12 protein-coding genes, 3 tRNA genes and 3 rRNA genes are annotated in these 22,775 nt (G+C 39.9%); 3 read left to right on the top strand and 15 right to left on the bottom strand.

What is annotated here, in order from left to right; all coding sequences use genetic code 11:
- Positions 1–48: 48 nt before the first annotated feature.
- The 13 genes from AC0L6O_RS15565 to AC0L6O_RS15625 form a co-directional block, all read right to left on the bottom strand.
- Positions 49–888, bottom strand: coding sequence for an energy transducer TonB (locus AC0L6O_RS15565; RefSeq protein ID WP_473303620.1), 840 nt, complete (start codon positions 886–888; stop codon positions 49–51).
- A gap of 204 nt (positions 889–1,092) precedes the next feature.
- A complete protein-coding gene (locus AC0L6O_RS15570; protein WP_473303621.1) occupies positions 1,093–4,293 on the bottom strand; it encodes an amidohydrolase family protein in 3,201 nt (1,066 codons plus the stop codon).
- 394 nt (positions 4,294–4,687) lie between these two features.
- Positions 4,688–5,122, bottom strand: a complete 435-nt coding sequence (gene tnpA, locus AC0L6O_RS15575) for an IS200/IS605 family transposase (protein WP_473303403.1) — start codon at positions 5,120–5,122, stop codon at positions 4,688–4,690.
- Positions 5,123–5,212: 90 nt separating this feature from the next.
- Positions 5,213–6,424 carry a saccharopine dehydrogenase family protein gene (locus AC0L6O_RS15580; RefSeq protein ID WP_473303623.1) on the bottom strand — a complete coding sequence of 404 codons (1,212 nt, stop codon included), beginning with the start codon at positions 6,422–6,424 and terminating at the stop codon, positions 5,213–5,215.
- A 594-nt stretch (positions 6,425–7,018) separates the two neighbouring features.
- Positions 7,019–7,130 (bottom strand): 5S ribosomal RNA (gene rrf, locus AC0L6O_RS15585).
- A gap of 162 nt (positions 7,131–7,292) precedes the next feature.
- Positions 7,293–10,120: ribosomal RNA gene (locus tag AC0L6O_RS15590) — 23S ribosomal RNA — on the bottom strand.
- 163 nt (positions 10,121–10,283) lie between these two features.
- Positions 10,284–10,357 (bottom strand) — tRNA-Ala (locus AC0L6O_RS15595).
- Between the two features lie 35 nt (positions 10,358–10,392).
- Positions 10,393–10,466 (bottom strand) — tRNA-Ile (locus tag AC0L6O_RS15600).
- Positions 10,467–10,674: 208 nt separating this feature from the next.
- Positions 10,675–12,192: ribosomal RNA gene (locus AC0L6O_RS15605) — 16S ribosomal RNA — on the bottom strand.
- The 16S, 23S and 5S rRNA genes sit together here with 2 tRNA genes alongside, the layout of an rRNA operon.
- 1,681 nt (positions 12,193–13,873) lie before the next feature.
- A complete protein-coding gene (locus tag AC0L6O_RS15610) occupies positions 13,874–14,119 on the bottom strand; it encodes a hypothetical protein (RefSeq protein ID WP_473303624.1) in 246 nt (81 codons plus the stop codon).
- Between the two features lie 89 nt (positions 14,120–14,208).
- Positions 14,209–14,487 carry an ISAon1 family transposase N-terminal region protein gene (locus tag AC0L6O_RS15615; protein WP_473303625.1) on the bottom strand — a complete coding sequence of 93 codons (279 nt, stop codon included), beginning with the start codon at positions 14,485–14,487 and terminating at the stop codon, positions 14,209–14,211.
- A gap of 137 nt (positions 14,488–14,624) precedes the next feature.
- A tRNA-Thr gene (locus AC0L6O_RS15620) sits at positions 14,625–14,697 on the bottom strand.
- Between the two features lie 133 nt (positions 14,698–14,830).
- The gene (locus AC0L6O_RS15625; RefSeq protein ID WP_473303627.1) at positions 14,831–16,960 is read right to left on the bottom strand and encodes a DUF349 domain-containing protein; all 2,130 of its coding nucleotides are present in this window, start codon (positions 16,958–16,960) and stop codon (positions 14,831–14,833) included.
- A 68-nt stretch (positions 16,961–17,028) separates the two neighbouring features.
- Here AC0L6O_RS15625 and pdxH point away from each other — a divergent pair, with 68 nt between their 5' ends.
- Positions 17,029–17,688 carry a pyridoxamine 5'-phosphate oxidase gene (gene pdxH / locus AC0L6O_RS15630; protein ID WP_473303628.1) on the top strand — a complete coding sequence of 220 codons (660 nt, stop codon included), beginning with the start codon at positions 17,029–17,031 and terminating at the stop codon, positions 17,686–17,688.
- A gap of 1 nt (position 17,689) precedes the next feature.
- On the opposite strand, the gene AC0L6O_RS15635 is transcribed toward pdxH, so the two are convergent.
- A complete protein-coding gene (locus AC0L6O_RS15635) occupies positions 17,690–18,418 on the bottom strand; it encodes a TrmH family RNA methyltransferase (protein ID WP_473303630.1) in 729 nt (242 codons plus the stop codon).
- Between the two features lie 104 nt (positions 18,419–18,522).
- Here AC0L6O_RS15635 and tamL point away from each other — a divergent pair, with 104 nt between their 5' ends.
- Together tamL and AC0L6O_RS15645 are read left to right on the top strand one after the other, a co-directional pair.
- On the top strand, positions 18,523–21,024 hold the full coding sequence (gene tamL / locus AC0L6O_RS15640; RefSeq protein WP_473303632.1) for a translocation and assembly module lipoprotein TamL: 2,502 nt from the start codon (positions 18,523–18,525) through the stop codon (positions 21,022–21,024).
- Positions 21,025–21,181: 157 nt separating this feature from the next.
- Positions 21,182–22,435 carry an aminotransferase class V-fold PLP-dependent enzyme gene (locus AC0L6O_RS15645; protein ID WP_473303633.1) on the top strand — a complete coding sequence of 418 codons (1,254 nt, stop codon included), beginning with the start codon at positions 21,182–21,184 and terminating at the stop codon, positions 22,433–22,435.
- Here AC0L6O_RS15645 and AC0L6O_RS15650 read toward each other — a convergent pair.
- Complete coding sequence (locus AC0L6O_RS15650; RefSeq protein ID WP_341224470.1) at positions 22,432–22,737, bottom strand: autorepressor SdpR family transcription factor; 306 nt, start codon at positions 22,735–22,737, stop codon at positions 22,432–22,434. The genes AC0L6O_RS15645 and AC0L6O_RS15650 overlap by 4 nt on opposite strands.
- Positions 22,738–22,775: the final 38 nt, after the last annotated feature.

A 22,775-nucleotide genomic window follows, 5' to 3' on the forward strand; every position in this document is an offset into this window, starting at 1 on the left:
TTACAAAAAAAAGTGCCTCACTTTTGATGGATGAGACACTTTCAAGTTCTAGTTAATTTGAAAACTCAAAGGAATGGTATATCTAACTCTCACAGCCTTACCATTTTGAATACCTGCTTTCCACTTAGGCATTTTCTTAATGACCCTTTCGGCCTCTTCATCACAGCCAAAACCTATTCCTTTTAAAACTTTCACATCAGATATGCCACCATCCTTCTCTACAATAAATGTCACTATTACCTTGCCCTCTACCTCATTTGCAGCAGCATTGTGAGGGTATCTTAAGTTTCTCCCGAGCCATTTGTACATTTTCTTTAGTCCACCATTAAACTCAGGCATAATTTCAGACCTCAAAAACTCCTTTTCTTCTTTTGGCGGAACGGGCGGTGCTAGAGCTTTAATAGCAAGTCCTTCTTGAATTTTAGGTCCAGAATTATCAAAAGGACTAGTTGACACCTTTCCTTCTTGCTTAATTGTACTAATTACAGCTGTTTCAATTTCTTCTTCCGTAGGCAAATCCACTTCCAGAATATCTTTATTGTCTGCTACGGGTTCCACAAATTCGGGGATTACTACCTGCTTCAGTACTTCTTGCTTTACGGGAGGTTGAAATGTTTCTCCTTTTGGCAATTCTACTTTTGGCTCGAACCAATCTTCTAAATCATGTATGATGTAAGGGGTTTCATCTATAACCTTTGGCACTTTTTGTGACTTCACCACAAAAAAACTGCTAAGTGAAATAAATACGACGCCCGAAACGCCCAGAATAAAAGCTTTAGTTAGATGTGAGCTATACTTTTTGCGAAGGTCATAAGCACCGTAGGCTTTATTTTTTCCTTCAAAAAGCATGTCGTCTAGTGTTTGTAAATCTTTCTCATTTTCCATCATTGAAATTTGTTTTTGGTCAAAGAAATCCCCTGCCAGAAATTCCGGAATATTTTAAAGAAATTAACTAGTATTAGACAGGCTGCTGGCCAGCTTTCAAACTCAATGTAGAAGGATTATTTCAAGAAACAAAGCTTATAACTAAATATTTAGTTATAAGCTTTGAATTAAATAATCAGTGTCAAAATGACGTTTAATACCTATTTATCATTTCTCAAAGTTTAAAACGGCATTTTCTTCTTCCCAGAAGAATTTGCCTTTAGGCTTGTCATAATTGCCTTTTTCATTCATGGTATTAGCGTCATAAAGTCTGCCATTTACCATAGTCCAGATAACCGTATTTGAATTTCTAATATCCTCTAATGGGTTTTCATCTAAGACGATTAAATCTGCAAGCTTTCCTTTTTCTAAAGAACCTATTTCATCTTCCATGCCTAACAAAAGAGCACCATTAGTAGTGGCCGTTTTTAAAGCTTCCATGTTATTCATGCCACCTTGAGACAGCATCCATAACTCCCAATGAACGCCGAGTCCTTGACGCTGGCCATGAGCACCAAGATTTACTCTTACACCAGCATCACTCAGTTTTTTAGCACTTTTAGAAACTTTGATATAGCCGTTTTCATATTCCTCCATGGGTACCATGGTTCTATGTCGGGTCCTAGCGTCTATTATATCTCTAGGTGTAAAGGTCAACAGCTTCTTATCTTCCCAAACATTACTGTTTTGATACCAATAATACTCCCCATTTATTGCCCCATAATTTACTATTAAAGTAGGTGTATAAGAGGTCTTACTAGCTCCCCAAAGCTGAATAACATCTTTATAAAGTGGGGCTACAGGAATATTATGCTCAATACTAGAGTGCCCATCTAGAATCATAGTTAAATTATGATATAAAGTAGAACCACCTTCAGGCACCACACCCACTTTTAAATCATGAGCAGCCTTAATGACTTGCTGACGTTGATTTCTGCGAGGTTGGTTATAACTTTTAACGGTAAATGCTCCATAAGCCTTAGTTCTATAAACTGCCGATTTGGCGTCTTCATAATCATTAATATTAGCCTTAAAAAGAGCATCTGCTCCATACAAGATGGTTCCCGTGGTGAAGATTCTAGGGCCTACCATTGTACCCGTTTTAACCATTTCAGACTGAGAAAAAGCCAATTCAGATGTGGATGACGGGTCGTGCGTTGTTGTAACGCCATAAGCCAAATTAGCATAATACTCCCAATGCTTTTGAGGGTTAAGCCCCGTTCCAAATTGCCCAAGGTGAGCATGTGAATCAATAAAACCTGGCATGATGGTTTTGCCGGAGGCATCAATAACTTTAGCATCTTTAGGAATTGAAACGCGTCCTACTCCCAGTATTTTATTACCCTCAATAAGCACCGTTCCACTCTCAATAACTTTGTCATTTTTCATGGTGATGATACGGGCATTGGTAAAAGCTATTTTGCCTTCAGGTTTATCAGCTTTTAGCACTAGGTCTATTTTTAAACCTACAGAATCAAGACCAGCAATAGAATCTGGAGCACCTGGCAAAAAGGCAAAACGTTGATTAATCTCTTTACTAAAATATTGCTCACCCAGTGTCCAATGCAATTTCTTACTATCTCCTGACCAGTGAATATTATCGCCTGCATCTTTTGCCACCTGAGCTATCGGCAAACTCTTGGAGTTATTATCAATTTCAATCAATTGACCTGTTTTAGGAATAGCTGCAATATAAATTTTGAAATAATTAGTAAAAGCTACCCATTTATCATCTGGACTTGGTACCAGCCTTTGAGAATACTTTGATTTAATAAGTTCTTTCTTGTCTCCTCCTGCTAAATTGACAGAACATAGGGTTTTGGTTAAGCCACCTTCTTGATAATAAACCCTCTTTCCATCTTGTGTAAAAATTGGATATTCCCCACCTTCTACTATTCGTTCTGTCTTCTTAGTATTCGTATTTAAAAGGTATATCCCTGGGTTCTTGGTGTATTCATAGCCCAACTCTCTATTGGAACCTTCCTTTTTAAAAACTATAAGATTTTCATCTCTTGGCGAAAAAGTGGGCGTTCTATAAATCCCCTTTTCAGTGCTTAATTTTTGAGGCTGAGCGTTAGACTTAGTTAAATCCAAAAGCTGGATAGCTCCCATATTTTCATCATTCCAAGTAACAAAAAGCACCTTAGAACCATCTTTTGAAAAAGAAGGGTCAAACTCTAAATCTCCGCCATTTGTCAGTCTAGTAGGTTTACCATCTGGCAATGGCTTTTTCCATAAATAGCCAGCAGCATTAAACACCAAAAGTTCACCATTTGGAGAAGTCACTGCATGGCGAATTGCTTTAGCCGTAAACTGGTCTGGTGCAGCCTCATTCCTAAATCTAAGAGCATCGACAATTTTATGGTTCGCTGTAGCTTTGAAAGGTATAATAGTAGATTCGCCTGAGCTAACTTCAACTTTTCTAATCTTACCTTGTGCCCATACTATGATATGTTTATCGTCTGGTGTCCAATTGAAACCCGTGAAGGCACCAAAAACAGCCCAAGTTTCCTGTTGGTCTTGACTTAGTTGACTGTAAATAGGCCACTTCTTTCCTGATTTTAGGTCATGCAGATACAATACCGACTTCTCTCTAATTCGTTTCACAAAAGCCATCAACTCACCATTATGAGAAATCACAGGACGAATAGCTCCGCCAGAACCACCTGTTACCGTCTCCGTTTTTCCATCTTCTAAGCTATATCTCTTAATGACATATATTTGACTGTTTGGGTCTTTGTTATATTGAAAACTTCCGCCTGGGTACATGTCTTCGCTAAAGTAAACATGCTTCCCGTCAGGTGAGAGCCAAGGTTCTCCCACATCTTGTTGGTCGTTTTTTCTTTTGGTCAATTGAATGCCTTTACCTCCAGAAGTGTGATACATCCAAATCTCCCCCGCCCCTAAAGAACGCCTAGACGTAAAATGCTTTTTACAAATGATGTACTCGCCATCCAAGCTCCAAACGGCATTATTCACCAATCTAAAATCTTCTTTGGTGATTTGTGTAGCGTCAGAACCGTCCGTGTTCATCATCCAAATATTATCTGCCCCACCTCTATCACTAGTGAAACTTATCTTCTTTCCGTCTGGGCTAAATCTAGGCTGCACCTCAAAAGCATGTCCGCCACTAATTAATTTTGCATCGCCACCTGAAATCGGCATGACGTAAATATCTCCAAGTAAATCAAAAACAATTTGTTTTCCGTCTGGACTCACGTCCAAATTCATCCAAGTGCCTTCGTCTGTTTCTATTTTAAGTTCAGAATATGGGAGTGCTGGCTCGCTGATATCCCATTTAGGTTTTTCTTGTGCAGTTGCCACCAAAGCGGCACAAAATAAAAGAAGGATGAGTAGTTTGTTTATCATAGCTCTTGATTTAAGGTTGATTTTGTTGTTCAAAATTAGCTTTTAAATGCGAGTTTCGTTTGATATCGTGAAACAAAAGAGCAGGCAGTAGTCGTGTGTCAGTTCGAGCGTAGCCGAGAACAGTCTCACATATCCCTATCCTCTATTACAAATCCTGCCAGCCTTTAGAAAAGGAGAACAGTTCTACATACTCCCATGTACTATAACAAGTCCTCGCCTTCGCTCGGACTGACAGTTGTTAAATCATCGAAACTAATCCGCTCCGTATAAGTAAACAATTTCAGTTCTTTAAAACGAAAAAATGACGCCCCCTTACGGAAGCGTCATTTTTAAATTCAAAATAAACCACTATGGACTGAAAGTCCATAGTTTTGAGTCCAGACTGAAAGTCTGCCTATTCGACGATAAAATTAGTATTATTACTCTCATTTGGATTTCTATGATGATCCAAATACTCGTTAACCATTTCATCGGTAATATTTCCAGTACTCCAACAACCAAAGCCTATTGCCCAGAAATGGCGACCCCAGTAACGCTTCTTCAATTCAGGAAACTCCATTTGCAACTTCCTCGATGAACGTCCTTTTAGCAGTTTAACCAATTGACTTATCGACTGAGAGGGACGGTATTCCAGGTGCATGTGTACATGATCTTTTGAAACGACTCCCTTCAATATTTGAACTCCTTCTGCCTCACAAATCTGTATCAACAAGGTACGACAACGAAGCTTGATATCCCCACTTAGAACTGCATGGCGATATTTTGTTGACCACACTATGTGAACTGTAAGTCTGGAAATACTATGCCCGTTTGATCTTTGAAAATCCATATACCAAAATAGCACATTTTTAGAAGCTGAAAGCGAAATGCAATAAATTGCATAGTTTTAACTATTTCTGAGACCAATAAATCGTTTGAATTAATACGTATGAGGTAACTCAATATCTACCTTCTCATTCCATGGTAAACCATGAATGTTTAATTTTTCCATAAATGGATCTGGGTTTAGTTCTTCGCAGTTATAAACACCTGGCTTCATCCAATCTTCATTGGTCAGCATTAGCATGGCACCTATCATAGCCGGCACACCTGTGGTATAAGAAACCGCCTGCGAACGCACTTCTTTGTAAGCCAAAGCGTGGTCGCTATTATTCCAGATATAATATGTTCTGTCTTTGCCATCTTTGATTCCTTTAATTTGACAACCAATTGACGTTTGACCCGTATAATTTTCTCCTAAAGACTCTGGTGGCGGCAGTACCGCTTTCAAGAATTCTAAAGGCACTATTTGCTGGCCTTGGAAATTGATTGGAGCTATGCTCGTCATTCCTATATTTTCTAAAACCTGTAAGTGCGTAATATAAGCTTGACCAAAAGTCATCCAGAAACGTGCTCTCTTAAGCGTTGGGAAGTTCTTTACTAAAGACTCCAATTCTTCATGATAAAGCACGTAAGACTCCTTCTCTCCAATATTCGGATAATCTATTGGCTTGTGAATACTTAAAGCTTCTATTTCTTTCCACTCGCCATTTTCCCAATATCTTCCTGGCTGCGTAATCTCTCTGATGTTTATCTCAGGATTAAAGTTGGTAGCAAAAGCTTTTCCGTGGTCACCTGCATTACAGTCGATAATATCTAGGTAATGCATTTCGTCAAAGTAATGTTTATTGGCATAAGCCGTAAACACCTGTGTAACACCTGGGTCAAAACCGCAACCTAGAAGTGCCATCAATCCCGCTTCTTTAAAACGCTCTTGGTATGCCCACTGCCAGCTGTATTCAAATTTGGCTACATCTTTAGGTTCATAATTGGCTGTATCGATATAATGTACACCTGTTTCTAGACAAGCATCCATGATAGTTAAATCTTGATATGGCAATGCCACGTTGATAACCATTTTAGGACCAAATGACTTTATTAAAGCCACTAAGTCAGGAACATTATCGGCATCGACACCGGCTGTAGAAATTTCTACGTCATGCATTTCCTTGATATCTGTCGCTATTTTATCGCACTTAGATTTAGTACGACTCGCCAACATAATATCTGTAAAAACAGAATTGTTCATGGCACATTTATGAGCAACTACCGTTCCTACACCTCCTGCACCAATGATGATTACTTTTGACATGTTTGGTTTATTGTTTGTCTATTATTTTAGCTTTTATTAATGAGCCGGATGTCAGATTTTCACCTCAACTCTAATTCTTCACAAAGAAAAAGGAATTTTGGGAATGTTTACATTCTTGGAAATTAAAATTGTGCATTCTACTTATTATTATGCAAACCGTGTTTTTAAAGTTAGCTTATCTAAACAAAGGATCTATTACTATGCGAGGTAATGGAGCATTTTACAAACTCCTATCTATATTACCTCTGACCCAACAGATCTTCGAAAAATTAATTTCGAAGTGTTCAATTCATTCTTTTTAGACTATTCCCAATCTATTTCAATCTATTCTTCCCTCAACCTTTGCTCTTGCCCCGTTTGATTTTCTAAGTCTAGAGGTCACTCCAATGTATCCGTTCAATTACATCTCCGACCCTAGATATACGGAACTGTTCTAAGTTTCCTCTAATTTATTAGGCATAAAAAAAAACACTTTACGTATTGAGGTTTACTAAAAAGGGTGTCGGGACGCGTAGTCCGTCTACCTACCCAGACGAGACCAACTATTCATGCATAAAAAAACCCCAACACGTTACGTATTGAGGTTTAATAAAAATGCGGCGTCTACCTACTCTCCCAGGTTTGATCCAAGTACCATCGGCGGTTCGGGGCTTAACTTCTCTGTTCGGAATGGGAAGAGGTGGACACCCGTCCTATAAACACCATCAAATCTTCAGGTTCATCACTGAACCAATTTCTTTTGATGAATTTAGTTCATATCTAAATCAACAAACTGACATTAACGATTTTACTTCTGCCTTCGACTTTAAGCCTTTCGCAATTAAAATCATTGAGATGAAGAAAGACTGAGTAGAATAAATTATATAAAAAAGAGAACTTATCGGTTCATTAGTACTACTCGGCTACATACATTGCTGCACTTACACCTATAGCCTATCTACGTCGTAATCTCCAACGTTCCTCTATGGAAGTCTCATCTTGAGGTGGGTTTCACACTTAGATGCTTTCAGTGTTTATCCCGTCCATACGTAGCTACTCTGCCGTGCCCTTGGCAAGACAACAGATACACCAGCGGTATGTCCAATTCGGTCCTCTCGTACTAAAATCAGAGCCTCTCAAACTTCCTACGCCCACCACAGATAGGGACCGAACTGTCTCACGACGTTCTGAACCCAGCTCGCGTGCCACTTTAATGGGCGAACAGCCCAACCCTTGGGACCTTCTCCAGCCCCAGGATGTGACGAGCCGACATCGAGGTGCCAAACCTCCCCGTCGATATGAGCTCTTGGGGGAGATCAGCCTGTTATCCCCGGAGTACCTTTTATCCTTTGAGCGATGGCCCTTCCATACAGAACCACCGGATCACTATATCCGTCTTTCGACCCAGATCGACTTGTAGGTCTCTCTGTCAAGCTCCCTTTTGCTATTGCACTCAACGCACGGTTACCAACCGTACTGAGGGAACCTTTGAAAGCCTCCGTTACTCTTTTGGAGGCGACCACCCCAGTCAAACTACCCACCAAGCAATGTCCTCCCTCTGGGAGTTAGGAAACAGATAAATAAAGGGTGGTATTTCAACAACGACTAAACTACGCCTAGCGACGCAGCATCAAAGTCTCCCACCTATCCTACACATTATTTACCCAGTCCCAATGCTAAGCTATAGTAAAGGTTCACGGGGTCTTTCCGTCCCGTGGCGGGTAGACGGCATCTTCACCGTCACTACAATTTCGCCGAGCTCACGGCTGAGACAGTGCCCAGATCGTTACACCATTCGTGCAGGTCGGAACTTACCCGACAAGGAATTTCGCTACCTTAGGACCGTTATAGTTACGGCCGCCGTTTACTGGGGCTTCAATTCAGACCTTCGCATTGCTGCTAAGCCCCCCTTTTAACCTTCCAGCACCGGGCAGGTGTCAGGCCATATACGTCGACATTAATCTTCGCATAGCCATGTGTTTTTGCTAAACAGTCGCCTGGGCCATTTCTCTGCGGCCTCCATTTTATTATGGAGGCTCCCCTTATCCCGAAGTTACAGGGTTAATTTGCCTAATTCCTTAGCCGTGAATCACTCGAGCACCTTAGGCTTCTCGCCTCGACTACCTGTGTCGGTTTGCGGTACGGTCTGTTATAAACTAGAGCTTAACGGCTTTTCTTGGAACCTTGTCCCCCTACTCGGTTCTGCCTAAGCGTCCCCTCTACGCACTATTCCGTCAGTACGTGCAAAGCTTCAAAATCCGTCCCCGTGTCGCATTTATAACAGGTTCAGTAATATTAAACTGATTCCCATCGGCTTCTGCTCTCGCATTATCCTTAGGATCCGACTAACCCTCCGTTGATTAGCATAGCGGAGGAAACCTTAGTCTTTCGGTGTGCATGTTTCTCACATGCATTATCGCTACTTATTCCTACATTTGCTTTTCTGTACGCTCCAGCATCCATTACCAGACACATTCACTGCATACAGAATGCTCCCCTACCACTTGTAATAAAAATTACAAATTCTAAGCTTCGGTACTATACTTTATGCCCGTTTATTATCGATGCCCGCCCCGCTCGACCAGTGAGCTGTTACGCACTCTTTAAATGATTGCTGCTTCCAAGCAAACATCCTGGCTGTCTCTGCAGTCAGACTTCCTTAGTTCAACTTAGTATAGATTTAGAGACCTTAGCTGTAGATCTGGGTTCTTTCCCTCTTGGACTCGGACCTTAGCACCCGAGCCCTCACTGCCGGTTATATCTTATCGCATTCGGAGTTCATCTGAATTTGGTAGGATGTGACTCCCCCGCATCCAATTGGTAGCTCTACCTCGACAAGACTCAACACCGACGCTGTTCCTAAAAACATTTCGGGGAGTACGAGCTATTTCCTAGTTTGATTAGCCTTTCACCCCTACCCACAGTTCATCCAAACACTTTTCAACGTATACTGGTTCGGTCCTCCATTCCGTGTTACCGGAACTTCAACCTGACCATGGGTAGATCACTAGGTTTCGCGTCTACAGCATGCGACTAAACGCACTGTTAATACTCGCTTTCGCTTCGGCTTCGGTACTTCATACCTTAACCTTGCCACATACCGTAACTCGTAGGATCATTATGCAAAAGGCACGCCGTCACTTCATAAAGAAGCTCCGACCGCTTGTAAGCGTACGGTTTCAGGTTCTATTTCACCCGGGTATTCCCCGTGCTTTTCATCTTTCCTTCACAGTACTAGTTCGCTATCGGTGTCTCAGGAGTATTTAGCCTTAGCTGATGGTGCAGCTGAATTCAGAGGGGGTTTCACCGGCCCCCACCTACTCAGGATACTGCTCGTCCGACTTCTCTTACCTTTACGCGGCTCTCACGCTCTACGGCTCACTTTCCCAAGTGATTCAAGTTTAAAAATCTTCCTAAATGCAGTCCTATAACCCCGACATTGCCGTAACAATCTCGGTTTGGGCTTCTCCGCGTTCGCTCGCCACTACTTGCGGAATCACTGTTGTTTTCTTCTCCTATGGGTACTTAGATGTTTCAGTTCCCCACGTTCGCCTTCTATTAGATAGAATTTCCTAACTTCATTAGGAAGGGTTGCCCCATTCGGAAATCTACGGATCAATACAGATGTGCTGTTCCCCGTAGCTTATCGCAGCTTATCACGTCCTTCATCGCCTCTGAGACCCTAGACATCCCCCATACGCTCTTACATAGTTCTCTTAAATAATTCTTTCTTCTCAGTCTTTCTCATCATGTCAATGAACTCTTTCTTAACTACTTACCGTCTTATACGTCCTGGAAGGGACATTAGAACTTCATTAAGTCTGAAGTATAGCTACTTAACGCTATACCTTATTAATTTTTTATAGGCAATCATGCCTCGTGGAGAATATCGGAGTCGAACCGATGACCCCCTGCTTGCAAAGCAGGTGCTCTAGCCAGCTGAGCTAATCCCCCTCATTCGCTTAGACCTAAGTCCTCGCTAATTAAAGTGGGCCTGCGTGGACTCGAACCACGGACCTTTACATTATCAGTGTAACGCTCTAACCACCTGAGCTACAGGCCCGTTTTGAGCCCGCCACCTCTTAGGTCGCTCACTCAATTCTCTCTTTAATGTCAACCTATTGAATATATATATAGACGAAACCTCTTTCTATCTCGCGATAGGTACTCATATCTCTATAAGTAGTCATACAACCATTGCTGATTGTACTTTGTCGTTGAACTTTCTTCTTTGTTTATTTCACTCATCATAAATGATGAGCTATCTCTAAAAAGGAGGTGTTCCAGCCACACCTTCCGGTACGGCTACCTTGTTACGACTTAGCCCTAGTTACTGATTCTACCCTAACGAAGTCTTTAACCTTCCGCTTCAGGTATACCCAACTTCCATGGCTTGACGGGCGGTGTGTACAAGGTCCGGGAACGTATTCACCGCATCATGGCTGATATGCGATTACTAGCGATTCCAGCTTCATAGGGTCGAGTTGCAGACCCCAATCCGAACTGTGATTGGCTTTTTGTGATTGGCTGACTATTGCTAGCTCGCTACACTCTGTACCAACCATTGTAGCACGTGTGTCGCCCTAGGCGTAAGGGCCATGATGACCTGACGTCGTCCCCTCCTTCCTCTCTACTTGCGTAGGCAGTCTTAACTGAGTCCCCATCCGAAATGCTGGCAACAGTTAATAGGGGTTGCGTTCGTTGCGGGACTTAACCCAACACCTCACGGCACGAACTGACGACGGCCATGCAGCACCTTGTTTCGCGTCATTGCTGACTTATCCATCTCTGGATAATTCGCTCACATTAGAGCCTAGGTAAGGTTCCTCGCGTATCATCGAATTAAACCACATGCTCCACCGCTTGTGCGGACCCCCGTCAATTCCTTTGAGTTTCACCGTTGCCGGCGTACTCCCCAGGTGGATTACTTATCGGTTTCCCTTGGTCACTGAATGTATATCTCCAACAACTAGTAATCATCGTTTACGGCGTGGACTACCAGGGTATCTAATCCTGTTCGCTCCCCACGCTTTCGTGCATCAGCGTCAGTGTATCTACAGCAAGCTGCCTTCGCAATAGGTGTTCCTTCTGGTATCTATGCATTTCACCGCTACACCAGAAATTCCGCCTGCCTCCTGATAACTCAAGCTCTTCAGTTTCGATGGCATGTAAAACAGTTGAGCTGCTACCTTTAACCACCGACTTAAAAAGCCGCCTACGCACCCTTTAAACCCAATAAATCCGGATAACGCTCGCCACCTACGTATTACCGCGGCTGCTGGCACGTAGTTAGCCGTGGCTTATTCCTATGGTACCGTCAATGCCTCTCGCAAGAGTCTTTTCTTCCCATATAAAAGCAGTTTACAACCCAGAGGGCAGTCTTCCTGCACGCGGCATGGCTGGTTCAGACTCTCGTCCATTGACCAATATTCCCTACTGCTGCCTCCCGTAGGAGTCTGGTCCGTATCTCAGTACCAGTGTGGGGGTTACTCCTCTCAGAGCCCCTAAAGATCGTAGCCTAGGTGAGCCGTTACCTCGCCTACTAGCTAATCTTACGCATGCCCATCTCTATCCAATAAATCTTTCAAGACCAAATGATGCCATTCAATCTATTATGCGGTATTAATCCAAATTTCTCTGGGCTATTCCCCTGATAAAGGTAGGTTGCATACGCGTTACGCACCCGTTCGCCGGTCTCAATGAATACAAGTACTCATCTACCCCTCGACTTGCATGTATTAAGCCTGCCGCTAGCGTTCATCCTGAGCCAGGATCAAACTCTCCATAGTAAATTACTATTTTTGAAAAAGTCCGTGACTCAAGGTCCGTCTATATATATATCAATAAGTTAATGAACTTTATCCTGCTAATTCCTAAGAATTTCGCAAGCTTGTGAAGCTAATTACGCTCCTTCTTTTTCCGTTTCCAAATTCGTTTCCTTCGTAACGGGCTGCAAAGATGTAAGCTTTATTTTTAACCACCAAAAGAAATTAAATATTTTTTTTTCTAATCCTTTCAGCCAAACAAAACCCCTTCGCAATGAACTTCTCCGCCTCTCTAACTCTGAAAATTAATCAGTTGTGAAATCATATAAAACCTCACTCCCTCTATCTTAATTCCTTCGTTTTCCTAACGGGCTGCAAAGATGAAAGCTTTATTTTTAATCACCAAAAAGAAATGAATATTTATTTCCCCCTACTCTCAAAAACAAAACCCAACTAACAATGAACTTCTCCCCTTCCTCTGTAACGGGAGTGCAAAGGTAAAACAAAATTCCTTAATCGCAACCTTTAATAAACAACCAATTCTTACATCTTTACTTAACATCCTTGAAATCAAGCACAACCTCTTCCAACTAATTTTAACGTTTATAATTCTTCTTCAAATCGTTATATTAATCCTCTCGGTTATAATTAGGAAGATGGCTATCTTCTCCCTAACTCCCCTCCTTTCTCCAAACTAAATAAACAATTTCCACCTCTTAATCATTCAGAAACCACAATAGCGTTTATATAGGTATCCTTAAAAATTATTTAAAATAACCACCCCTTCTCAACACCTACCTCTTTAGTGGATACCCAAACCTTAGGTTCGCTCTTTACAAAACAGATTTACCTTGTCACGATATGCCTATCGCACTTTTAATACTACTTTCTCAAATTCTTCATAAATCAAAACTTACACTATTATAATGTAAGAACATACTGCCTCAAGAGCAAAACCTGAGAGATGAGTTTTTTAGCATAAATTTGACAAAGTCTATATAATGAGGAATTCAACATTTCCGACTTCTCTAAATCTAGACCTAAAAGGATTCATCTTGCCACACTGCGACGCCTCGCTTGGAAGATTCGGCTAAAGCATTGGTACTTCTATTATCAAAACAGTAAAATATTTCTTAAGTAATGTTCAAATGTCTGCCAATAGAGTTAAATAATTTGAAACCTGCCTTACTTCTTCATGCTATTTGGCTAATCTAGCCCAGCCATATACTTGGTAACTGGTCTTGTCGTATATTTCAGCGAGTTTGATGCCCTAGCCAAATGCTTTTCAATATCGGGATAGCATTCAAATAATAGAGCAACTCTTTCGACTTAAGACTTAAACCAGTTTACTGGTTATTTTATACAGTAATATCTGCTTCTTACCAAAAACGACTTTAGCATATCATCATTACTAAGTATCTCGGGCTTGTAAGAGAGTCTCTTTGCTCTTGGAAGTTCGACAACATTATTATCTTTAATCTCTTTGTCTAGAGTTTCTCGTTGGTCTTTAATTCTAATTTCTGGCACGGCCACCCCTTACTAATTCTTGTAATAGGACCTGTAGGTAACTCGTTTTACCAAGGAAATGATTTATTGCTAGCCAATTCCACTTTAGGAACCATGTCAAGGGTTACTTCTTCGACTCTCTTACAATTAGATACTAGTACTTAGCCTAAGACTGTCATGATACCAGTCGCTTTAGTACCTAACTATAGTGGTAACAATACTCTTTTTTGCCTTTCGCTTCTTTGTTGGTAAGAATAGTATAAAGTTCTCCATCTGAAAGGCTAGTTTCATCTATTGATAGATATTCTCCCATATTTTGTGGGTAAACTAGCCATTCTTTGGCTCTTCGTTTCTGCTTCCAGTTCTTGAAATTGCTTAGATGATTCTTATACTGCCGCTGTAGTTTCTTCCCATTTAATCCGAAGAATTTGCCAACAGTTTCCACATCAATAGCTTGTGTATCTATTGAATTCTTTTAAAAAAGCAGCAAACTCTGTTGTCATTCGAGACTGGGCGTCCCCGTCCACCGTGCTACTAGCTACCAGTTACATTCTTGTTACTCTCTAAATCCTTCCATTTACGACGTTTGACATGAAGGAATACCTTGTAATTACGAATCGGAAAGTCTTGGATAGTTATTTCATCAAAGAAGACTTTTGAATGCAGTTTTAGATGCGATAGCTCTTTTGGCACATCTCCTTTTTCTTCCAGATATATTCGTAGAATCTCTGACTTCTTATACTTATTGAATTTTATTAAGTTGAAATTATCAACCAATATTTCTGGCAACAAAAGCCTTACTAATTCTTCCAATTCTTGACTTCTTAAGTTTTCTCAAAATTCAGAATTTAACGACAATCCCCCAACTTTTGCTCTTGCCCCCCATTTGTTCCTAAAAACAAAATATTAAACAAAAAAAAACCGACTCATTTCTGAATCGGTTTTTGAAGAGCCTCTTATCGGGATCGAACCAATGACCTACTGATTACAAGTCAGTTGCTCTACCAGCTGAGCTAAAGAGGCCTCTGTTTTTAAGGGAAGTTTAAAGAAAGAATCTTTGTGTTTCCGTTAAAGTGATGCAAAAGTAATATTGACATTTTTAACTTGCAAGCTTTCCGCAAAAAAAAAACATCTTTTTCTTTCACTTTTTTTCCTCTTAAGATACCTCTCTTATTAGGTTGAGCTTTTCTTTTATTTTACTAGCTTCATTTTCAGCCTTTTCTATCTTCTTTTGATATTCAGCCTTGATTTTCTCTGCTCCTTTAGACCTACCAAAAAATTCGATATTTGTTTTTAATTGAGTCACCTCATCCTCAAAAGTTCTTAGCTTTCTTACTAGATCGTTTTCTTGACGCTCTAATGCACGTGGGTTGCCACCAGTTTTCAGCGTAACCTCCACTTCGTTTTTAAGCATCAGCTTATCCTTCTCATCTTTGTCTATATCTGAAGAGCTAAGCACATAGGCGTTTATAGCCTCCACAAATCGCTTCTGAATGGCGTCCATGCTTTTTCTAGGCACAAAGCCCAAATCACCATATTGCTTCTTATAAGCCGCAAGTTTGGTAAGGTCTGTCTTTTTGTCTTTAATCTCGCCTTCTATCACTGCACATAGCTCCTCTTTTGCTTTAAGGTTAGCCACGTACTCTTTCTCTTTCTCGCTGCCTTCAGCTCTTTTTAAATCGAAGAAAGCATCACAAGCTTTTTTGAAACGCTTATAAATAGAATCTTTAAATTTCTGAGGTACATGACCGTAATTCTTCCACTCTTTTTGAAGGTTAATTACTGTATTAGTATTATCTGCAGAAACGTCACCAGCCTCTACTAAAGCCTCCACTTGCTTACATAAACCTTCTTTAGCATCTAAGTTTACTTTACGCTCCACTTCTAACTTATTAAAGAAAGCAGATTTCGCTTTAAAGAAATCTTTCAATAGTTTCCAGAAAAGCTTACTAGTATCTCTAGCTTTATCTCTTGGCATGGGTCCCTTTAATTTGGTCCATTGCTCTTGAATCTCTTGAACTTCTTTTGTCTTTGCGTTCCAGTCGTTTATTCTATCACTATCAAAATTGGCATAAGGTTTTAATTTTTCAACCAAAGAAGACTTGGCCGCAAACACCTCACCCATTAGTTGTTCGTTTTCCTCATTCTGCCCTCTTCTTTTATCATAAATGATATCAAAAGCAGCTTTCATACGCTCCCAAAGAACCTCTTGTTCTTTTCTTGGACCAGGACCAGTTTGCTTATACTCATTAAGGTATTCATTCGCCTTTTTAAGTAAACTACTAGTTAGCTCTTGGTCTTTAAGACTGGCAGCTATCTCCTCTATTTTAATCACAAATTCCTCTCTTATTTCAAGATTCTTTTTGCGGTCAAGTTCTTTCAACTCATTTTGAATACTTCTGATATCAAAATATCTATCAAGCAAAGCATTATAAGCCGACCATAAACTTCCATTATGTGGTGAGTTTACATTACCAGCATCACGCCATGCATTTTGAACAGCCTTAAAAGCTTCCCAGTTTTCCTTTGAACCGCCTTTTTCTTCCTCGTCTACTACCTCTCTTAATTTCTGAAGAAGGTTAGTTTTCCTTTCGAAATAGTCTTCTTTTAAAGCATCAAGATTTCTAAAAAATGCATTTTTAGAATCTCTAATTTGAATCATTAATGACTCAAATCTTATATCGTAATTATCATTCTTAAAAGCGAAACCTTCATCATTACCATTGCTAGCTACATACGCAGCTTTAGCCTCATCTACCTCCGTACCATGAATTTCGTCATAAGCCGCTCTTATTTCTTTATAAACGGAGTCAACATTTCTAACATCATTTACATTGACCGAACTTTTAGAAATAGCATCTAGCATTTTTTCAGCCAAATCCACAAAATCCTTTTTGTCAAACTTGTCAACATCGATATCGTCAGAACTGAAATGCTCAGCTTCATCGTCTTCTATTTCTTCAATATCTTCCTCGGATGCTTTAGGGCTCTCCGCACGGCTTGACACTTCAGCTACTGTTTCCGCTACTTCAGAAACTACTGGAGTTTCTTCCACTACCACCACCGGCTCAGTTACTACTTCTGGTTCTTGTACTATTTCAGGCTCTGGCACTACTTCTGCAGAAACCTCTTCTACCACTTTCTCTTCAGGTGTAGTTTCTAATCCTTTGTTTTCTACTTCTTCCCCAGCGTTCTCTTCTTTCGTATTCATATCTTTTTTGTTTTCATCCGAAAAATCTTTCTCGGCACTTCCGTTATCTAAAGGAGTGTTGTTGTCAGACATCATGTTTTAAGGTAAAATGATTCTATATATTTGCGACTGCAATTTATTAATAATACACCAATAAGAAGAAAATGGTTGGAAAGTCGACTAAACAGAATAATCTATCGGGCTTACGCGTAAATTACAATAGAGACGAGCTTTTGGAGCAAAACATTGGCTCTGAGCCCTTTTCGCTCTTCTCTGACTGGATGGAAGCGGCCAAATCAGGCGAAATTAAGGAACCCAACGCCATGGTTCTGTCGACCATTCGTGATGAAAAACCTACCGCAAGGGTGGTTCTACTCAAAGGTTTTGACGAAAATGGCTTCGTTTTTTTTACAAATTATCAAAGTCACAAGGGAATTGAACTAGAAAAGAACCCAAATGCAGCCATGACTTTTTTCTGGGATGCTCTGCAGCGTCAGGTAAGAATTGAAGGTATTATTGAAAAAGTTTCAGAAGAAGAGTCTGACGAATATTACCATTCTAGACCAATACTTAGTCAAATAGGTGCTTGGGTAAGTAATCAAAGTACCGTCATAAAAGACCGAACTGTTCTAGAAGAAAAAAATGCACAATTAGAAGAAAAATACAAAAATGTAAACCCTATACCAAGGCCTCCTCATTGGGGTGGCTATAGACTAAAGCCTACTGAAATTGAATTTTGGCAAGGCCGTCAAAACAGGCTACATGACCGCATTTTATTTAGCAAAAAAGAGAACAGCTGGCAAACTGACAGACTAAGTCCTTGATTTAAGACCGTCTTATATTATCTAGTATTACAGCTGTAGCTACACCTGCATTTAATGATTCTGCTTCCCCGAAAGCTGGAATAGTAATTTTGTTACTTACAGTTTTCTCTAATTCGGCTGAAATACCGTGCGATTCAGAGCCCATTAATAATACACCACTTTCAGGAAAACTTAGTTGATGAATATTTTGACCGTTAAGGTAAGCTCCATAAACAGGTAAATTGAGCTCCGCCAAATACTCCGAAAGGTTGGTGTAAAAACAATGAACTCTGCCAAATGACCCCATAGTAGAACTAATCACTTTTGGATTATAAAGCTCCACAGTGTTTTCAGAGCAAATAATCTTATTAATTCCATACCAATCTGCTATTCTTATAATAGTACCCAAATTCCCAGGGTCACGTATTTCATCCAAAGCTAATACCCAATCATTCTTGATAATAGGCTTTAAATTCGGCTTACAAGCCACCACAGCTACCCCATAATTATTACTTCTAAAGGAGGAAACCTTCTCTATATCCTTTTCAGAGCAGAAGTTTATTTCGGCATTGGCTATACGTAGGTCGCTTCCTTTTTCTGTCAGGTATACCTCTTTTACATCAAAGTCAGACTTTGCCAGCTCTTCCAAAGACTTTTGACCCTCCACTATAAAATGACCGAATTGCTGTCGGTATTTTTTAATATGTAGCGATTGAATGTATTTTTGCTTTTGTTTACTTAGTCCATTCACTTTTCTGAGCGGTAGTTCGTTCTAAACCTAAATTAATAAAGTCCTCCCCGATTGTTAAAAGAGTCGGCATTCGAAAGGTATTGAAAACATTTTTTAAATTCATATTGCTCACACTCTTTTCTAGCTTTTTGCTGTCCTGCAGCCATAAAGTTCAGCTTAAAGAGAATGAAGTTTTGCTGGGAGAGCAAGATTTCAAAGGTAACACCAAGGTACATAGCGAAGAGTTAGCCACACTAATTCCACTTAACCAAAGACCTAATAATAAACCGCTTAATATTCCTTGGATACAGTTTACACCAAGAGTTTGGTTCTATAATTTTGGCTTAAATCAGTTTAAGCCTGTCAAGCAAAAGCAAAAACTTGAAAAATATCAGCGTCAATTAAAAAGTTACCCTGAAGAGTTCACTGCCGACGCCAAAACTGAACGAATAAAACAACGCTTCAGAAGAAAAATAAGAAAGACAGAGGAAAACCTTGCTTCTGAAAACTCTTGGCTTTGGAGAAATATTGGTGAGCCACAAGCTGTAACAAGCAGCTCAAAAGCGGAAAACACTTCAAAGATTTTAGAAAAGTACTTAAAAGACCGTGGTTATAAAGATGCTGAAGTGTCTTACGCCATGGACAAGCCGCTAGGAACTGACATGACAAAGCTAACTTACCAAGTTAAAGAAGGTAAAGGTTACGTTATTGACACTGTTTTTTATGAGGTTCTTGACCCAAAACTTGACAGCTTGATTTTTGCCCACGAAAGTGAGCAACTTATTAAAGCAGGTGATTTGTTTGACATACAAAAAGTAGAAGCCGAAAAAGCTAGAATAGAATTATTGGCGAAGCAAAAGGGCTATTATAATTTCTTAAATCAATTTATAGTGCACGAGGCCATCAATGCCAACTATTCTGAAGAAGAGTTTTACGCTAAAAAAAGAGGCAACCTTAGATTCACCGTTTTAAACCCTCCAAACGCCGACGCTCATAAAAGCTACGCCATAAAAGAGGTGGTTTTTAAAGGCTTTGACCCATATGCCGTCAACATTTCAAATAAAGCGGATACGGTTTTAATTAACGAGGTAAAATACATCACACTCAATAGTGGCATTCCTGAGAAAATATTAGACAAGAAAGTTATCTCAAGACCAGGTACTATTTATAATATTGACGAAGTTTCTGAAACCCAAAGACAAATTGGTCTTTTGAATCAATTTTCGTTTGCTAGCTCCCAAATTAACCCCATCAATAATGAGGAAGTGAGTTTAGAGTATTTTGCTCCGCAATTACAGAAATACTCTATCAGTACAGGTCCTGGGCTTAACCATGTTTATAACGGAAGTTCTGGTTTCTTAGGTTTTGGTGTACCCGTGACCTTAACCGCAAGAAATCTTATCAAAAAACTAGAGATCTTTGAGGCTTCTGGGCGTGTTTTTAGAGAAGGTCAGCCGTCGCCCCTTGGTACTACAGATGTGCGTGGTAGCTGGGAGATAGGTACTAATGTGAGTATGACTTTTCCTAACATTACTGTTTTAGGAAAAGACATTGAACGCTTGCGATTAAAAAATCCAAGAACGCAGCTTGGTGCAGGATTTAACTATTCTGAGCCTTTCTGGGGAAACAGGCTAAACTTTAGACTAAACAGCAATTACCGCTGGCAGCCAACCCGATTTACCACTGTTTTCTTATCGCTTTTAGACGCTAACCTTATCAATACCAACTACAACTTAAATGATGAAGCCGGTCTAAGTTTTTATAATAGTTTGCTAGAGCAGGAAGCTTTAGGAAACAACTTAAAAACTACTTTTGACCCACAGTTTGTAAGTAGTTTAAACGCTTCTTACGTTTATAATGACCAAAACTTACAAGAGCCTTACGCTAGTTCTAAGTTTTTGAGAGTATTTGTAGAGTCTGGAGGAACATTACTTAACCTGCAAAAAGATAAAGACCGTATAAATTTTATAGAAAAACTACTTCCACTACGCCAAGATTTCAATTCGCCTGACACAGTAAGAAAGTACTTTCGGTTTATAAAAATAAATGTAGACTATAGACGCTATGTCAATCTAGCACCATCGGCCAGTTTAGCATACAGGTTAAATGTAGGTGTGGCAAATCCTTATGGAAACAAGTCATTACCATACGAAAAGAACTTCTTTATAGGTGGTAGTAACTCCGTGAGAGCGTGGTCTCCGCGTGCATTGGGCGTGGGGTCTGCTTTGCCGGATACTGCCAGCGGAAACATTATTCCTCAAACTGGCGATATACTGCTGGAAGGGAGTATAGAAGTCAGAAAGAAGGTTGCTCGATTCTTTGGTGATATTCAGCTAGCTGCTTTTCTAGATTTTGGTAATATTTGGAAATGGCATCAAATAGAAACAGAAGCCAAAAAGGATAAAGCTAATTTTGACTTCAACCGATTTTACAAGGAATTTGCTGTAGGTACAGGTTTTGGATTAAGGTATGACCTCTCCTATTTCCAATTTAGATTTGACTGGGGCATAAAAGTCATGGACCCATCTAGAGACGAAGGCGACCGATTTGTTCTTGATGAGTTTACACTCAAAAGAAATAGCAGCTACGGACTAAACTTCAACCTAGGCATAGGCTATCCATTCTAAGGCTAAAGCCATTAATTATTCGGAATCAAAAGCGAATAACCACACATTCAAACAAGACCTTGCTCATTTGCCTTATATAATTGCACATAATACTGATTATTCAAATCAAGTAGACGTACCGTTTTTTTAATAGGCTTTCATTCCTTACTTTTTGGCTATGAAATCAAACAGAAGAGTTTTCCTTGGTCAATTAGGCCTTGGATTAGCAGCCATAGAAGCTACAGGTCAAACTATTAACCCATCAAATATTACTTCAGAAGAAGCTTTCTGGGATAATGTAAGAAAGGGTTTCCCATTGACAGACAATCGCGTTTACCTAAATAATGGAACATTTGGTCCCTCACCAAAAGCAGTACTGGATGCTATTAAAACATCTTTAGACAAAACAAACACCTCTGGTGAATATGGCCATACCGACGAATACCGAAAAGTCTTGGCTGAATTTGTGGGTGCAAGCGAAGAAGAAATCAGTTTGACACATAATACTACAGAAGGCATTAATATTATCTGCTGGGGATTAGACCTAAAAGAAGACGATGAAGTAATCATTAGCCTACATGAGCACGTAGGAAATGCATTACCATGGCTAAACAGAGCAAAACTTCATGGAATAAAACTCAAGACTTTTGAGCCTGCGGCAACCGCAGAAGAAACACTAGAAAGAATAAAAAGCTTAGTAAGTCCCAAAACTAAAGTTATCACAGTACCCCATATTAGCTGTACCCTAGGTCAGGTTTACCCTGTCAAAGAAATAGCAGACTTTGCCAGACCTAAAGGAATTTTTACTGCTATTGACGGTGCACACGGTACAGGAACTTTTGACATTAACTATAAAGAATTAGGTTGTGACAGCTACGCTACCAGCTGCCATAAATGGATGCTTGGACCAAACGGCTCAGGATTCCTTTACCTTAAAAAAGAGCATTTAGATAGTATTCAGGCCATACAGGTAGGTGCCTACTCTGATGCAGGATGGGATTTATACAGCACTCCTCCCTCCTTCCCTGCTTATAACCCTACTGCTCACAGATATGATTACGGCTCACAAAGCACTCCGCTTTATGCTGGAGCAGCTGCATCTGCCGAGTATCATATGGCTTTAGGAAAAAACAAAATAGAAAAACGAGTTAGAGAATTATCTCAATATCTATATTCTGGTTTAGAAGAATTAAACGGCCACTTAGATATTTTGACACCAAAAGAACCTGAGTCAAGAATATGCATGGTTACTTTTAAACCTAAAAACTTAGAATACAGGGAATTTTCGAAAAAAGCATCAAAAGCTGGTTTTAGAATAAGGGTAGTACCTGAAAGCAAACTAGATGCTATCAGAATATCTACCCATATTTATAACTCTAAAGCTCAATTAGACGGTTTCTTGAAATTCACTAAAGAAGCTTTGACTTCTTAGGCCACGCCTAAGCGAATTTTCGGTTTGTTTAAGTGTCTTGCTTGGTCAGGTTTAAACTGCACAAACCATTTAAACACTTCCTCTAAAGACCTAGTTTGAAGCGAGTAATAGATAAACTGCCCTCTTTTCTTAGCTTTAATAAGGCTAGCTTGCTTTAGCAAATCTAAGTGATGAGAGATACTTGGCTTTGAAATATTAAATTCGTTTGAAATTTGACCTGCAGACTTTTCTCCATCTTTTAAGATTTCAAGAATTGACCTACGGGTCTCGTCATTCAAGGCTTTGAATGTAGTGGTAATCATTATTTATTTTTAGGAAAGCGTTAGAAACAATTAGCCAA

The organism is Arcticibacterium sp. GJ41-1 (assembly GCF_055808875.1).